This window comes from Streptomyces thermocarboxydus (assembly GCF_024760485.1).
Classification (GTDB): domain Bacteria; phylum Actinomycetota; class Actinomycetes; order Streptomycetales; family Streptomycetaceae; genus Streptomyces; species Streptomyces cellulosae.
Map to the genome: position 1 here is coordinate 3,674,786 of NZ_CP058273.1, position 14,807 is coordinate 3,689,592.

General features: G+C 74.2%; 17 protein-coding genes and 1 pseudogene. 9 read left to right on the forward strand and 9 right to left on the reverse strand.

What is annotated here, in order from left to right:
- Window positions 1–5 precede the first annotated feature (5 nt).
- From AY578_RS16920 to AY578_RS34100, 3 genes and pseudogenes are all read right to left on the reverse strand, one after another.
- Window positions 6–326, reverse strand: a complete 321-nt coding sequence (locus AY578_RS16920) for an antibiotic biosynthesis monooxygenase family protein (protein ID WP_258902916.1) — start codon at window positions 324–326, stop codon at window positions 6–8.
- A gap of 51 nt (window positions 327–377) precedes the next feature.
- Window positions 378–1,400 (reverse strand): hypothetical protein, encoded by a 1,023-nt coding sequence (locus AY578_RS16925; RefSeq protein WP_258902917.1) that lies wholly within the window; start codon window positions 1,398–1,400, stop codon window positions 378–380.
- Window positions 1,401–1,757: 357 nt separating this feature from the next.
- Window positions 1,758–2,015 (reverse strand): annotated as a pseudogene (locus tag AY578_RS34100) (SCO2400 family protein); the annotation flags it as partial.
- Window positions 2,016–2,322: 307 nt separating this feature from the next.
- Between AY578_RS34100 and AY578_RS16930 the strand changes: the two are divergent.
- The 5 genes from AY578_RS16930 (at window position 2,323) to AY578_RS16950 (ending at window position 6,489) form a co-directional block, all read left to right on the forward strand.
- Window positions 2,323–3,453: a sugar ABC transporter substrate-binding protein gene (locus tag AY578_RS16930; RefSeq protein ID WP_028959567.1), complete on the forward strand. Its 1,131-nt coding sequence runs from the start codon at window positions 2,323–2,325 to the stop codon at window positions 3,451–3,453.
- 109 nt (window positions 3,454–3,562) lie between these two features.
- Complete coding sequence (locus tag AY578_RS16935) at window positions 3,563–3,769, forward strand: DUF4287 domain-containing protein (RefSeq protein WP_019525864.1); 207 nt, start codon at window positions 3,563–3,565, stop codon at window positions 3,767–3,769.
- Window positions 3,770–3,835: 66 nt separating this feature from the next.
- Window positions 3,836–4,783: an RNA polymerase sigma-70 factor gene (locus AY578_RS16940; RefSeq protein ID WP_019525863.1), complete on the forward strand. Its 948-nt coding sequence runs from the start codon at window positions 3,836–3,838 to the stop codon at window positions 4,781–4,783.
- A 99-nt stretch (window positions 4,784–4,882) separates the two neighbouring features.
- Window positions 4,883–6,097, forward strand: coding sequence for an NAD(P)/FAD-dependent oxidoreductase (locus AY578_RS16945; RefSeq protein WP_258902920.1), 1,215 nt, complete (start codon window positions 4,883–4,885; stop codon window positions 6,095–6,097).
- Window positions 6,098–6,198: 101 nt separating this feature from the next.
- Entirely contained in the window at window positions 6,199–6,489 is a 291-nt protein-coding gene (locus AY578_RS16950; protein ID WP_019525861.1) for an SCO4225 family membrane protein, read from the forward strand.
- Window positions 6,490–6,900: 411 nt separating this feature from the next.
- Here the strand turns inward: AY578_RS16950 and AY578_RS16955 are convergent, their stop codons facing one another.
- Entirely contained in the window at window positions 6,901–8,976 is a 2,076-nt protein-coding gene (locus AY578_RS16955; RefSeq protein WP_028959564.1) for a SpoIIE family protein phosphatase, read from the reverse strand.
- A gap of 85 nt (window positions 8,977–9,061) precedes the next feature.
- Window positions 9,062–9,427, reverse strand: a complete 366-nt coding sequence (locus tag AY578_RS16960; RefSeq protein WP_019525859.1) for a PP2C family protein-serine/threonine phosphatase — start codon at window positions 9,425–9,427, stop codon at window positions 9,062–9,064.
- A 235-nt stretch (window positions 9,428–9,662) separates the two neighbouring features.
- Here AY578_RS16960 and AY578_RS16965 point away from each other — a divergent pair, with 235 nt between their 5' ends.
- The 3 genes from AY578_RS16965 (at window position 9,663) to AY578_RS16975 (ending at window position 11,601) form a co-directional block, all read left to right on the forward strand.
- The gene (locus AY578_RS16965; protein ID WP_215048921.1) at window positions 9,663–10,265 is read left to right on the forward strand and encodes a hypothetical protein; all 603 of its coding nucleotides are present in this window, start codon (window positions 9,663–9,665) and stop codon (window positions 10,263–10,265) included.
- Between the two features lie 77 nt (window positions 10,266–10,342).
- Window positions 10,343–10,894, forward strand: a complete 552-nt coding sequence (locus AY578_RS16970) for a SigE family RNA polymerase sigma factor (protein WP_028959562.1) — start codon at window positions 10,343–10,345, stop codon at window positions 10,892–10,894.
- Window positions 10,891–11,601, forward strand: coding sequence for a hypothetical protein (locus AY578_RS16975; protein ID WP_136238905.1), 711 nt, complete (start codon window positions 10,891–10,893; stop codon window positions 11,599–11,601). Before AY578_RS16970 ends, AY578_RS16975 begins: the two co-directional genes overlap by 4 nt.
- Before the next feature lie 77 nt (window positions 11,602–11,678).
- On the opposite strand, the gene AY578_RS16980 is transcribed toward AY578_RS16975, so the two are convergent.
- The 3 genes from AY578_RS16980 to AY578_RS16990 all read right to left on the reverse strand — a co-directional run bounded on the left by AY578_RS16980 (window position 11,679) and on the right by AY578_RS16990 (window position 13,530).
- On the reverse strand, window positions 11,679–12,263 hold the full coding sequence (locus AY578_RS16980; protein WP_028959560.1) for a TerD family protein: 585 nt from the start codon (window positions 12,261–12,263) through the stop codon (window positions 11,679–11,681).
- 103 nt (window positions 12,264–12,366) lie between these two features.
- On the reverse strand, window positions 12,367–13,134 hold the full coding sequence (locus tag AY578_RS16985; protein ID WP_019525854.1) for a polysaccharide deacetylase family protein: 768 nt from the start codon (window positions 13,132–13,134) through the stop codon (window positions 12,367–12,369).
- Between the two features lie 225 nt (window positions 13,135–13,359).
- Complete coding sequence (locus tag AY578_RS16990) at window positions 13,360–13,530, reverse strand: hypothetical protein (RefSeq protein ID WP_019525853.1); 171 nt, start codon at window positions 13,528–13,530, stop codon at window positions 13,360–13,362.
- A 136-nt stretch (window positions 13,531–13,666) separates the two neighbouring features.
- On the opposite strand from AY578_RS16990, the gene AY578_RS16995 reads away from it, so the two are divergent.
- Entirely contained in the window at window positions 13,667–13,840 is a 174-nt protein-coding gene (locus AY578_RS16995; RefSeq protein WP_019525852.1) for a CsbD family protein, read from the forward strand.
- 207 nt (window positions 13,841–14,047) lie between these two features.
- Here the strand turns inward: AY578_RS16995 and AY578_RS17000 are convergent, their stop codons facing one another.
- A complete protein-coding gene (locus AY578_RS17000) occupies window positions 14,048–14,773 on the reverse strand; it encodes a translation initiation factor IF-2 (RefSeq protein ID WP_161108907.1) in 726 nt (241 codons plus the stop codon).
- Between the last annotated feature and the right edge of the window lie 34 nt (window positions 14,774–14,807).

The following is a 14,807-nucleotide window of genomic DNA, read 5'->3' on the forward strand; positions in this document are numbered from 1 at the left end:
GCCGGTCAGTCCTGGCGGGGCGTCGCCTGCTGGACCACCTCGAAGGACCACAGGGTGGCGCCGGTGGCCGCAGGGCGCGGCTTGTCGCCCTGCGGTCCCGCGTGGGCGGCCTGGCCGCGCCCGTCCCGCCAGCGCTCGAAGTCCTCCTCGCTGCGCCAGCGGGTGTAGACGAGGTAGGTGTCGGTGCCCTCGACCGGGCGGAGCAGCTCGAACCATTCAAAGCCGTCCGAGCTCTCCACCGCCCCGGCCCGCGCGGCGAACCGCTTCTCCAGCGTCTCGCGCTGGTCCTCGGGAACCGTGAGTACGTTGATCTTGACGACGCTCATGCCGCGATTGTCCCGCAGCCGGCGTGCCGGCCGCCGGTCGGGGCGGTCCGGTCAGCCGAGGCAGATCACCAGCAGGCAGAGGCGGGGGTCGCGCGGCTGCTCGGCGGTGGGCGGCGGGCTGCTGGGCGCCGGCTGCGTGGCCTCGTCGCCCTGGCCCGAGCCGCCGTCGCCGCCCGTGTCGCCGCTGCCGGAGCCGTCGTCGGCGGAGGGCGGGGGCGAGGAGGGGGGCGTGGTCGTCGTCGAGCCGCCGGAGCTGGGCGCTCCGCCGCCGGTGTCCTGGCTCGCCTCGGAGCGGTTGCCGGAACGGGAGACCGACTCCGGCGCGTCCGAACGTCCCCCGGCGGGCACCTCGGTGGCGGCGGCGCCGTCGGTGTGGGTGCCGGACGGGGGCGCGGTCGTGGTGGGCGCGGCCTCGGGACGTGCCGGGGTGCGGCGGACGTCGGCCTGCGGCGGGGCGGTCGTGCGCTCCGGGGAGACGGACGGGATGCCGGCCGCGTCGTCCGTGGTGCCGGCCGTTCCGCCCATGCCGTGCAGGTCGGGCGCGGTGGAGGCCTGGGTGCGGTCCGTGCCGCCCCGTTCCGTCGAGGCGAGGGTGATGCCGCCGCCGACGAGCGCCACGGCCGTGGCGACCAGGGCGCGCCGCTGCGTCTTCTTCCAGCGCGCCAACTGCCGTCGGCGCGCGGCACGTCCGGTGCCGGCGCCTGCCGGCGGGGCGGCGCGCGGGGTGTCGGCGGCGGGGCCGCCGGTCTCGTCGTGCCGCGCGGTGGCGTCGTGCCGCGCGGGCGCGGCGAACACGGCGGTCTCGGCACGGCGGGCGGGGAGGACGGGACGTATGCCTTCGGCGGGGGTCGCGGTGGTGTCGGCGGGGCGCGGGGCGCCGCCGAACTGCGGGGTCCCGGCGGACCGTCCGGCGCCTTCGGGGCGGGGTACGTCGCCCGGCCGTCCGGCGCCGGCGGGGCGCGGGGCCTCGTGCGACCGTCCCGTGCCGACCGGACGCGGGGCCTGCCCGGGCCGTCCGGCGCCGGCCGGCCACGTGGTGTGGGCGGACCGTGGGATGTCGAGGGGCCCCGTCACGCCGGTGGTCCGTGCGGAACCGGCGTGACGTGCGGCCTCGTTGCGCTGCGTCGCTTCGGTGGACCGCGTGGTGCCTGCGGGACGCGGGACCGCCCCCGGCCGTCCGGCGTCGAGGGGGCGCGAGGCGTCACTCGGCCGTCCGGCACCGGCAGGGTGCGCGGCGTCGCCCGGCCGCACGGCGCCGGCCGGCCACGTGGTGTCGGCGGACCGAGCGCCGTCGAGGGGCCCCGTGGATCCGGTGGGTCCCATGGCCCCCGCGGACCGCGCGGAACCGACCGGCCGCACAGGGGCGTCGGGCCGTGCGGCGTCGGCGTGGTGTCCGATCTCGCCGGGCCGCGAGGTTTCCGCGCGCGGTGCGGAACCGGCGGGCCGCGCCGGCTCGTCGGCCCGCGTCGTCCCGGCGGACCGTGCGGGAGCGGTGAACCACCCTCCCTCCGCAGGCCCTTCGGCGGCGGCGCGCCGCGCCGCACCGGCCGTACCGGATGCCGTCGCCGCCCGTCCGGGGATGCGGTGGCCGCCCACCACGCCGGGGGCGATGTCGGGGGCGTAGGAGCCGCAACCCGGGCAGACCAGGGCGCCGTTCAGATGCCGGCGACACGTGGAGCAGTAGTCCATCCGCTGTCTTCCTGAGGTGTCGTACGGGCGTCCGCGCAGGCGCGGCCGGCCCGGTCCGGGCAGGGAACAGCCACGCTAACCACGCCCATGCCCAGCTGTGTGCAGCCTCTGTGCCTCTCCTGCGCACATTCTCGGCGTGCGAGGGGAGAAGGTCGTGAGCACGCGTGCCGCACCACCGCACAACGGACACACTGCTGAGCAACGTTCTGGGCCCGGCCGGACGTCGGCCCCGACGCCGTACCGCGTGCCGCGTCGGCCGTCCAGCCCCACCCCCTTGCCGCACGCCCGCCCGGAAGGCGCCCCCACGTTGAAGCCCCGTACCACCGCTGCCGCCGCACGCCGTTGTGCCCTGCTGCTGACCGCTTCCCTGACCGCCCTCTCCCTCACCGCCTGCGGTGCGTTCGGACCGGGCGACGACGAGACCCCGGACGCCCGCGCCGACTACGACATCACCGTGGGCCTGCTGCTGCCGGACAAGGACACGGCGCGGTTCGAGAAGTTCGACTATCCGCTCATCAAGGAGCGCATCGCCTCGCAGACCAACAAGGAGGGCGAGGTCGTCTACGCCAACGCCGAGGGCAGCGAGGAGAAGCAGAGCGAGCAGTTCCGGCAGATGATCGGCCGGAAGGTCGACGTCATCCTCGTGGACGCGGTGGACGCGGCCGCCGTCGCGCCCGACGTGCGCCTGGCCAAGCGGGCGGGCATACCCGTCATCGCCTACGACCGGCTCGCCGAGGGCCCGATCGACGCGTATGTCTCGCACGACAACGAACTCGTCGGTCAGGTGCAGGGACGCGCCCTGGTCAACGCGCTGGGCGAGAAGGCCCAGAAGAAGAAGGTCGTCATGATGAACGGCGAGCCCGCCGACCCGAACACCGCGCTGTTCAAGAAGGGTGCGCTGGGCGAGCTGAACGGGGCGGTCGACATCGCCGCGTCGTACGACACCAAGAAGTGGCTGCCCGAGGTCGCGGCGGAGAACATGCGCAAGGCCCTCAAGAAGGTCGGCGCGGGGAACGTCGCCGCCGTGTACTCGGCGAACGACGGCATGGCCGGCGCGGTGATCGAGGAGCTGCAGGCGGCCGGCCTCAGCGAACTGCCGCCGGTGACCGGGCAGGACGCGGACCTGGAGGCGGTGCGGCGGGTGGTCTCGGGCACCCAGTACATGACGGTGTACAAGTCCTTCCTGCTGGAGGCGACGGGGGCCGCCGACATGGCGGTGGCGAAGGTGCAGGACCGGGCGATCCAGTTCGACGCGCTCGCGCAGGACACGATCGACAGCCGCTCGCAGCAGGACATCCCGGCGATGCTGGTGCCGGTGGTCGCGCTCACCCGGGAGAACATCGAGGACACGGTGATCGCGGACGGCGTCTACACGGTCAAGGACATCTGCACCGCGGAGCACGCGGACGACTGCGAGGAGATCGGCCTCACCGGCTGAGCGCACCGGGTGAGGTGACGCAGGTCACGTCGGCTCACCGCTCAGTGCTCGTCCTTCCTCCGGTCCTCATGGGTGTAGGTGTCCACGAGCGGAGGAAGGACCGGTCGTCATGAGCGCTCAGGTGAAGGGCCCCGCCAGCTATTTCCCGTCGATCGAGAAGAAGTACGGCCGTCCCGTGGCCGAGTGGAAGGAGCTGATCCGCTCCTCGCCGCTGACCCGGCACATGGAGCTGGTCACCTGGCTCAAGACCGAGCACGGCCTGGGTCACGGGCACGCCAACGCCCTGGTCGCCCACACCCTCGCGGAGAAGGGGTGACCGCGGGGCGCGGCGGCCGGGCGTAAAGGCGGGCGCGTACGCCGGGGACGTGCCTAGGATCGCGGCATGTCTGCGACCACGAGCGACGTGAACCGGTTCCTGGCCGCCAAGCCCCGTCTCGAGGCCATCGCCTACCGGCTGCTCGGCTCCGCGAGCGAGGCCGAGGACGCGGTGCAGGAGACGTATCTGCGCTGGCAGGACGCGGACACCGGGCGGATCGAGGTGCCCGAGGCGTGGCTGACGAAGGTGCTCACCAACATCTGCCTCAACCAGCTCACCTCGGCCCGCGCCCGGCGTGAGACCTATGTGGGGCAGTGGCTGCCCGAGCCGCTGGTCGCCGGGGACCCGATGCTGGGGCCGGCCGACACCGCCGAGCAGCGGGAGTCGGTGTCGTTCGCGATGCTCGTGCTGCTGGAGCGGCTGTCGCCGGACGAGCGCGCGGTGTACGTGCTGCGGGAGGCGTTCGGTTACCCGCACAAGGAGATCGCCGAGATCCTCGACGTCAGCGAGGCCGCCAGCCAGCAGATCCTGCACCGGGCGCGGAAGCACGTGGCGCAGGGCAGGGCGCGGCGGGAGATCGGTGAGGCCGAGGCGCGGCGGGTCGTGGAGGAGTTCCTCGCCGCCGCGACCAGCGGGCGGACCGAGCCGCTGGTCGCGCTGCTCACGCGGGACGCCGTCGCGGTCGGCGACGGCGGCGGGAAGGTGCCGGCGCGGGCGAAGGCGTTCGAGGGAGTCAAGGCGGTGGCCACGTTCCTGCGGGGCCTGTTCACGCCGGGCGCCGGCAAGCGGGCGGTGGCGGGCGGGTCGCCCGAGCTGTACGCGACCACCGCGAACGGCGATCCGGCCGTGGTGGCGGTCGTCGACGGCCGGGTGATCGGCGTGATGTGCCTGGAGGTCACCGAGGACGGCATCGCGGCGGTCCGCAGCCAGGTCAACCCCGACAAGCTGGAGCGCGTGACGGAGCGGTGGGCCGCCGTCGACCACGGGGAGCCGCTGGTGAGGGACGTCTACTGACGCGCTGCCGTGATGTGATACAGGTCACATTGCGAAGGTGTCAGGGATCGGCGGGCTGCCCGGTTCAAGGGGCGAACCAGTCGACGACAGGAGCCTGCCATGCAGCACCGCATCATCGTCCTCGGAGCCGGATACGCCGGAGCCTCCGCCGCCGGACGCCTGGCCAGGCGGCTGCACCGCGACGACGTCTCCCTCACTCTCGTCAACGCCGAGCCCGACTTCGTCGAGCGGGTCCGCAACCATGAACTGGCCACCGGCCGTGAGCTCCCGCACCGGCCGCTGACCGACGTGCTCGCCGGGACCGGCGTCGCGCTGAAGGTCGCCCGGGTCACCGCCGTCGACGTCGACCGCAAGGTCGTCGCCGTCACCGGCGACGGCGGCGCCGAAGAGCTGGCGTACGACACCCTCGTCTACGCCCTCGGCAGCCGCTGGGACGACCACGGCGTGCCCGGCGCCGCCGAGCACGCCCACGAGATCGCCGGGCGGGCCGGCGCGCTGCGGGTGCGCGAGCGGCTGGCCGGGCTCACCGCCGGGCAGCCCGTGGTCGTGGTGGGGGGCGGCCTCACCGGCCTGGAGGCGGCCACCGAGATCGCCGAGTCGCGTCCCGACCTGAAGGTCACCCTCGCCGCGCGCGGCGGCCTCGGCGACTGGCTGTCGCCCAAGGGGCAGGGCCATCTGCGGACGGCGTTCGGCCGGCTCGGCATCACCGCGCGCGAGCACGCCGAGGTCACGGCCGTGGAGGACGGCCGCGTGGTCACCGCCGACGGGACGGTCCTGCCGTCCGCGCTCACCGTGTGGACCGCCGGGTTCGCCGTCCACCCGATCGCCCGCGCCACGACCCTGGAGGTCGGCGACACCGGGCAGATCGTGGTCGACGACACCATGCGGTCGGTGTCGCACCCGGACGTGTACGCCGTCGGCGACGCGGCGCTGGTGCGGGGGCCCGGCGACAAGCCGCTGCGGATGTCGTGCGCGACCGGCACGCCCACCGCGTGGCAGGCCGCCGACGCGATCGCGGCCCGCCTCACCGGCGGCAAGATGCCGCACGTGCCGCTGCGGTACTTCAACCAGTGCATCTCGCTCGGCCGCAAGGACGGACTCATCCAGTACGTCACCGCCGACGACCGGGCGAAGAACGCGGCGCTGACCGGCCGCTTCGCGGCCCTCTACAAGGAGATCATCTGCAAGAGCGCGGCCTGGGGCGTCGCCCACCCGACCCTGGGTATCCCCAGCCGCCGTCGCCGGATCACGCACCCCGCCCCGGCGGAGTCCCTGACCGCGGCGCCGGCCCCGGCGCCGGAGACGGCGGCCTGACCACCCCTCAACGCCCGCCTCCGCGGCGGGCCTTGAGGCGTGTACGCGTCCCTCCCCGGGGAACAAGGACAGCCCCGCCCCCGGCAGGTGAGGAGTCCCCCATGCCCGGACGCCCGCTCCTGAGCCGCCTCTACGGCGACCCCTTCGCCCTCGCCTACCTGGGCATCTGCGCCACCCTGACCGTCTGGGCGCTCGCGTCGAGCACCGCCGAGCACGAGGACGCGTCCCTCGCGGGCGTGATCCCGGTCCTCGCCACGGCCCCGGTCAGCATCGCCGCTCTGGCCCTTCCGGGCGGCGCGCCGGCCTTCGTCCTGGCTGTGGCGCTGGGCGCACTGGTCAACGCGGCGGCCATCACCTGGTGTTCACGCCGTCTGCGCGGCGGGAGACGCTGACGCGAGGTGGGCAGGGGCCGCCCCCGCCACCGGCAGCCCTGGCCGAACCCGCCGCGCCCCGCACGCGGACCGACGTCGACCGAGCTCAGCTGTCCGCCGCAGCGCACCGGGCACGATTGCCCAGGCAGGGCAGGCACACTGCGCACGCGGAATGCGCCCATCTGACGGCAGCCCGGTTCCGCGGCGCCCGCGCCCGGGCCGGGCCGCGCTGGGCCGTCGCCCTGTCCGGAGCCAGGGTGACGGACGGCCCCGCACGCGGGTGCGGATCGAGGCGCGGCCGGTGTCGGTCCGAGGTGTGCGCCCACCCGGCCCGTCCGGCGCCGTGGCGACGGTCCCGCGCCCGGGCGACGGCGTTGCCCGCATCGAGGGGCGGCCGGTGCGTGCGTGGCCGAGCCCGCTCGGACGGGCTTCTCACACCCCCGCCGTGTCGAACACGTCCATATCGGCGAGGACGCCCTCCGGGGTCTCCTCGCCCAGTCGTTGTTCCGACCAGATCGTCTTGTCCTCGCGGCCGTGGCGGACGCCCCAGTGGGCGCTGAGGCGCATCACGATGTACAGGCCCCGGCCGCCCTCGTCGCCGGTGCGGGCATGGCGGAGGTGGGGTCCCGCGCTGCTCGCGTCCGTCACCTCGGCCAGGAGGCGTTCCCCGTCGTGGATGAGGCGCAGCCGGACCGGGCCCTCGCCGTGCAGGATCGCGTTGGTGACGAGTTCGCTGACGATGATCTCGGTGGTGAAGGCGCGGTCGTCGAGGCCCCAGGCGGCGAGCTGCTGGCCGACGAGCCGGCGGGCCGTGCCGACGACGGAGGCGTCCGCGGGCAGCGTCCAGTCGGCGACCCGGTCCGGCGGCAGGCACTCGGTGCGGGCGAGGAGCAGGACGGCGTCGTCGTACCGGGAGGGCGCCATGCGGTAGACGACGGTGTCGCACAGCTCTTGGAGCGGCCGGGACGGGGTGGCCAGCACGTGTTCCAGGCGGTGCACGGCGTCCGTCTCGCCGTCTCCGTCCCCCTCGGAGCCCAGCAGCCCGGTGGTGACGTGCGCGATCAGGCAGCCCGGCGGGAGCTGCGTGACCGCCGGGACGAACGCGGCCCCGCCCTCCGCGCCCAGCGGCGGGCCGAGCGGCACGTCGACGTCGATCGGCGAGCCGTCCGGGTCGACCAGGATCGGCGCGGGGTGTCCGGCCCGCATCATGACGCAGCTGCGGGAGACCGGGTCGTAGACGGTGACCGCGCAGGTCGCGAGGTAGGGGCGCGTCCCGCGTGAGTCGGTGAGCTGCCCGGCGACCTCGTCCAGGTGGGTCAGGACCTCGTCGGTCTCCAGGTCCTGCAGCGCCAGGGTGCGCAGCGCGACCCGGAGCTGCCCCATGGTGGCCGCCGCCTCGATGCCGTGACCGGCCACGTCCCCGACGACCAGCGCCACCCGGGTCCCGGACAGCGGGATCACGTCGAACCAGGCGCCGCCCGCGCTCTCCGGCAGGTACACGTGCGCGGTCTCCACCGCCGACAGGCGCGGGGTCACGCCCGGCTGGAGCCGCCGCTGGAGGGCGGACGCCACCGCGTGCTCACGGCGGTAGCTGCGCGCGTTGTCCAGGTGGACGGCCGCGGTGGCGGCGGCCTGCCGGGCCACGTCCAGGTCGGCCTCCTCGAAGGCGTCGATCCGGCTGCGGAACAGCGTCAGCAGCCCCAGCACGCTGTCCCGCGCGGTGAGCGGCGCGACGATCATGGAGTGGACCTTCCGCCCCAGCAGGGTGGCGAAGCCGTCCGGGTCCGTCTCCAGCCACGGGTCGTCCGGGCTGACCTGGACCAGCCGCTCGCGCGCGTCGTTGAGGGCCTGCGTGAACGGGGTGGGGAACGGGAAGGGACGGCTGTCACCGGTGCGCCGGGACGGCTCGACGGAGTCCGGGGCGGCGAACGCCACCCGGCGCAGCGGCACGGACGTCGGCAGCGGACCGGACGGGGGCGCCGCCCCGGTAGGGTCGTCGTCCAGCAGGTCCACGGCCGCCGCGTCGGCGAAGTCCGGGACCAGCGCCTCGACCAGGGCGTCCGCCGTGGCCCGCACGTCGAGGGTGGCGCCGACGGTCCGGTGCACGGTGCTGAGCACGGCGAGGCGTTCCGCCGCGGCCTGCCGTTCGGTCACGTCCTCCACCACGCCGACCACCCCGGGGCCCTCGCGCAGCGGGAACAGCGACACCTCCACGGCGAGCGTCCGGTGCGGGTCGGCCGGCGACCGGCCGCGCATCAGCCGTCCGCGCACCGGCTCGCCGGTGGCGAGCACCTCGTCGACGAGGTGGTCGATCTCCGGTTCCATGTCGGGCGCGAAGTCCCGTATGTCGTGGCCGACGACGTCGTCCACGGGAAGGCCGTGCACCCCGCGCGCGGACGGGTTGTACCGGACGACCTTGCGGTCGGCGTCGAGCACGAACAGACCCTGGGGTGAGCCGGCGAACAGCGCGTTGAGTACCGCGGCGTCGTCGACGGGGCCGTCCGGCACGGCACACTCCCTTCGCGGGGCCATCCCCTGCGGGCCTTCTCTCACCTTCTCGCATCACCCGCGCGCGGCAACTCGGCCGGACGGGTCACCGCGTCCGCAGCGCCGGCACCGCCACGTCGTCGCCGCGGTGCGTGCTGCGCCGTACGTCGTCGACGAGCACGTCGGCGAGGCCCTCCGCGTCCAGGTCGCCGGCGTCTTCCAGCCGCGCGGCCATCGCCCGCACGGAGTCCAGGAGGTCGACGCCGGGCGCCTCGACCAGGCCGTCGGTGCAGAGGACCAGCACGGAGCCGGGCGGCAGGTCGACGTGGGTGCACGTGTAGTCGGCGGCGTCGATGCCGAGCGGCAGGTTCGGCGGGACGCGCAGCACCTCGGCGCGCCCGTCGGGCCGGCGCAGCCCAGCCGCGCGCGACCCTGTGGACGTCCGGGTGGTCCGGATCCGCGGGGCCGCCACGGTCGGGCCGTTCCGCCGCGCCCGGCGCCCATACCGGGACGCTGCGCCCGGCGCGCGGGGCGGCCACCCGGTGACGGGTGGGGCGGACGCCCGCAGGAACCCCGTGGGGGAGAAACTTCCCGGTGGGTGTCATCCGGCGGGCGCGGGTCCGGAGTTTGTACGGATGGAGAGGCGCCCTCCGTCCATCAGATCGCCTGGGTCCGCAAGGACCCGTGTTCCACGAGGAGTTGCCCGCATGAGGCGGACCCTGACGTACCTGACCGGTGCGGCCGTCACGGCCGTGCTGGCCGGCATGGCCACGATGTCGTACGCGGCGCCCCACGACGCGGCCGGCCGGGCGCCGCACTCCGCGACGGCGACGGCGGAGGCCGCGCGGGCTGCCGCTCCGTCGGCCGCGAGGAAGCACGCCCCGACGCCCCGCATCGTCCAGCCCGGCGAGCGCGTCATCGGGGCGCCCGGCTTCGAGCTGTGGCTGACGCCCGAGGGCAAGCACTGGATCACGCCGGACATGCCGGACCAGGAGCAGTTCCGCAGCGTGGTCGACGGCAACATCGACCTGAACAGCCCGGGCGTCTCCGTCCAGTCCGAGGGCACCCCGGAGCGTGTGTACCTCTCCGGCCTGTACTACGGCGGCGAGGGCACGGCGTCCACCGTCGAGCTGGAGACGGAGGCCGGCCCGCTGCGCGGCAAGCTGATCGAGCTGCCCGGCCGTCCCGGCTGGGGCGTCTGGTACGCCGTCGCCGACCCGGTACCCGCCGATGACCCCTGGAGCTTCGTCTCCGCGGTGACGGTCCGCACCACCAAGGGCACGGTCTACGCCTCGCTGTCGCTGCGCTGACCCCGTGGGCGGGGGACCGGACGCCGGTCCCCCGCCCCGGCCGACTCCCCCCGTACCTGACGCAGAGGAACCTGTCCGTGCCGCACGAGACGTCCGCCGCCTTGCCGGAACACCCCGACTTCGCCGCCTACGCGGGTGCGGCCTGGGTCCGTCTGGTGCGGACCGCCCTGCTGCTCACCGGGGACTTCCACGAGGCCGAGGATCTCGTGCAGACCACCCTGGCCAAGGTGTACGCCCGCTGGGGACGCATCCCGCCCGACGACGTCGACCTCTACGTCCGGCGCTCCCTGGTCAACAACAACATCAGCCGGACCCGCAGACGCCGGGTCACGCATCTGCTGATGCCGTTCCTGCCGGAGCGGGTGCACCACTCCGACCAGGGCCACGCCGAGTCCGTCGAGTCCCGCGCCGCGATCACCGAGGCGCTCGCCTCGCTGTCCACGCGGCAGCGGACGGTGCTGGTGCTGCGGTACTGGGAGGACCTGCCGGAGACGGCCGTCGCCGAGGTGCTCAACTGCTCGCTCGGCACGGTCAAGACGCATGCGCGGCGCGGCCTCGAGGCCCTGCGCTCCCATCCCGCGTTCGCCGCCGCCGAGCGCCCGCACCCCCTTCCCGGAGCCCGACCGTGAACCACTTCGAACCCGAAGCAGAACCGGACGCGGAGCCCGCCGACACCGGACGGCTCCGCGAGGCGCTCGTCGCCGCCGCGTACGACGTCACCCCGTCGCGGGTGCCGCTGGCCGCCGTGGAACGCCGCGGCCGGCTGCTCCGCCGCAGGCGCCGCACCACCGTCCTGGGCGGGGGCTGCGCCGTGCTCCTGGCGCCGCTGGCCTTCGTCACCCTGCACGACGACCCCGGCGACCGCGTCACCCGCCCGGCCACCACGGTGTCCGCCTCACCCCAGCCGTCCGCCTCCCCGTCGGCGCCCGCGCCGACGCCGCGCATCGTCGGACCGGGGGAGCGGGTGACGGTGGCGCCGGGGTTCGTGCTGTGGCTGACGGAGGAGGGGAAGCACTGGACGACGCCGGAGAACCCCGTCCCGGAGTTCCGGAGCGTGACCACCGACAACATCGACCGGAACAGCCCCGGAGTCACGGTGCAGTCCGAGTCGTCGCCCACCAGGGCGTACCTCTCCGGCCTCTACTACGGCGGTGAGGGGACGGCGTCGGTCGTCGAGGTCGCCTCGAAGGACGGCCCGGTGCGCGGAGGCCTGCTGGAGCTGCCCGGGAACCCCGGGTGGGGCGTCTGGTACGCCGTCGCCGACACGGGCGTCGACCACCTGGCACGGGTCACCGTGCGCACCACCGAAGGCCGGGTCTACGCGCACTTTCCCTGACGGGGGATGACGGGGGAGGGCGGCCACGACACCCCCCGGCCGGTGTCGTGGCCGCCCGTTCTCTCCTCCGTGCCTGCTTACTTGCTGACGGCGAACCGCATCAGGGCGTGCTCGTCGCCCTGCTTGATCTTGCCGGTCTCGTTGATCACCTGGAGCTTCCAGCTGTTGCCGACCTTGACGGCCTTGGCGACGGCGCAGCCGTTGTCCTGGCTGAGGAGGCTCGGCCAGATGTCGGCGACCTGCTGGCTGCTGCCGCCGGTGGCGTCGTAGACCTTGAAGCTGATGTTGCGGGCCTTCTGGAAGGAGCTGCCCTTCTTGTAGGCGGCCGCGACGAACACGATCGAGGTGATGGCGCCGGGCAGCCGGGAGAACTCGACGGTCACCGTCTCGTCGTCCCCGTCGCCGTGGCCCGTCTGGTTGTCGCCGCTGTGCAGGAGGGAGCCGTTGCCCATCGGGTCGAGCGAGTCCAGGCCGGCCAGGCGCACCGGGTCGCTGCCGGACATGGCTATGGCGATGAGGTCGAGGTCCGTACCGGTCTTGCGGCGCAGCTTGCCGAGCACTCCGCCGCTGGAGCCGGCGGTCGGGTCCCAGGAGACACCGATGGAGAGGTGCGTGACCCCGTCCAGGTCCGCGGGGCCGTCTTCCTTGGTCAGCGTGATCATGAACGAGCCATCCTTCGTCGACGGGTGTACGGCCTTGAGTCTGCCTGGCGCCGGTCCCTCCTGAACAGGCGGGTCTGCCCGGAAACGTGATCGTCGCGGGCGCTCAACGCACCGGGAAACCGAAGGAGTAGCCCTCCTCCTTCAGCCAGGGCAGTACGCGGCGCAGCGCGTCCACGGTCTGCGCGCGGTCGCCGCCGGCGTCGTGGAAGAGGATCGTCGGGCCGTTGGACAGTTCCCGCTGCACGGTCTCGACGATGGCGTCCGCGCCCGGCTGCTCGAAGTCCTTGGTGTCGACGTTCCAGCCCAGGGGCCGCATGCCGCGGGAGGCGGCGAGGGCGCGGCTGTGCGGGGTGAACGCGCCGCCGGGCGCGCGGTAGTAGAGGGGGCGGACGCCGCCGGACGCCTTGGTGATCATGCGCTCGGCGTCGAGGATCTCCTTGGTCTGGTACGCCTCGGACTTGCGGTCCATGGAGGTGTCGTGGGAGACGGAGTGGTCGCAGAGCACGTGCCCGTCCGCGACGATCTCCTTGACCAGGTCGGGGTAGGTCTGCGCCTGGATGCCGGTGAGGCAGAAGGTGGCCTTCACGCCCTCCTCGCGGAGCAGCTCGAGCACCTGGGGCGTCCAGCGGGGGTCGGGCCCGTCGTCGATGGTGATGTTGACGCCGCGCGGGCCCGCGTCGGAGGCGTGCGCGATGGTGGGGGAGACCCGCTTCACGGCGGCGGGCTTCGCGGCCGCGCCCGCCTCCGGGGCGCCGTTCACGACGTCGGCCTGGGCGGTGTACACCGAGGCGCCGACGGCGAGCAGCGTCACCCCGAGTGCGGCCCCGACCACCTTGCCGTACCAGCTCCGTCCACCGCTGTGCCGCGCCATGACCCGCCCCGCTTTCCTGCTGTCGCTCGTCGCCTGGGTCCCGGACTTCTCCGTGAACCACTGGGCAGGACGGGAGACGGACGTCCCCGGATGCGTCCGTTACGGATCACGGACATATCCGGGGACGTTCGCGGACAGAAGCGGGGGTGTGCCGGGACGGACCGGGGCCCGGTCACCGTGGTGACCGGGCCCCCGGGGGGTGGTGCGGCGTCGCGGTGCGGCGCGTCACCAGCGGTACCAGCGGCCGCGACCACCGCCCGCGTTGGTGGAGCGCATGACGAAGCCGAGCAGCCAGACCACGAGGACCGCGATGGCGATCCACCACAGCACCTTCACGGCGAAACCGGCGCCGAAAAGGATCAGGGCAAGAAGCAGAACGAGCAGCAAGGGAACCATAGTTGTTGACCTCCTGCCGCACCGTTTGCCCTCGGCCCGCAGTCGTACACCTCTCCGTCGCCTTGTTTGTGAAGGAGGAGTGAGGGCACTCGTGGGGCCACGACACAGTGCCCGAACCCTACGAGGAGGCTGTTCCGTGAGTGCCGGCGAGAAGGCCAAGGCGAAGACCGAGCAGGCGCAGGGCAAGGCCCAGGAGGCCGTGGGCCGCGCCACCGGGAACGAGCGCATGGAGGCGCAGGGCCGGACGACGCAGAGCAAGGGCGACGCCCGCGAGGCCAAGGAGAAGACCAAGGACGCGTTCAAGCACTGACGCGCTTGTCACACGCCCGCGTGGGGCTGCCCCGGTTGTGCACCGGGGCAGCCCCACGCGGGCGTGTGCGGTTCAGGTGCGCCGGGTGGCGAGCCGGTGGACGCCGTAGGCGATGCCGAGGAGGACGTCGACGGCGGCCCGGAGGCCGATGACGAGCCACACGCCGACGCTCCCGCGCGGGAGGGACCGCTCGGCGAGCCGAGAGGGTCAGTGCGGTGGCGGCAGTGGGTGCAGGGCGTTGTCCGTCGTGCAGCCGCCCTCGCCGGGCATGCGCTGAACGCGGGGTGGGGTCCAGGTGCTCGTGTCGCCGGGGGCGACGACGGCGAGGACGCAGTACACCGGTTCGTGCGGGTCGGCCGGTGGTGACAGGACGATGCCGACGCGTCCGTTCTCGGTCTTCACCTCGGTCGTGATCGACGGGTCCAGGTCCAGCGCGGCGAGCGCCCGGCGCACCTCGGCCTCGTCCACCCGGCCGCCCTCGGGCACCCGCGGCAGCTTCCCCTCCAGTGCCACCTGCGGCACCTCGGGCGGCGGGCCGAAGCTCAGGGGGAGGCCGTCGGGGCAGTTGACGTCCCGGGCCTCCTCGCCCCACTCCGCCTCCGGCGACACCCGCAGGGCGAAGCAGCGCCGCACGGTGACCTCCTCGACGTCGAACCAGCCGTTGTACGCCGAGCCGGACGTGCGGACGACCAGTTCCACACCGTCGCCCTCGTGCGTGGACGTGCCCCTGACGCGCAGCACCTCCACCCCGTCGAAGCCGGCCGCCGAGCGACCCACGGCCTCGGCCGTCCGCGGACGCTGGCCGTAGAGCCGTTGGCCGGCGTTCGTCGCCGTCTCCCGCGCGGCGTCGGCCGCCTCGTCCTCGGAGGACTGGACCACCCCGCACCCGGCGAGGGCCAGCACCACCGGGGCGAGCAGCAGGAGTCGACGCATGCGCCCACCCTCTCGCACGCCCGTCCGCCGGACA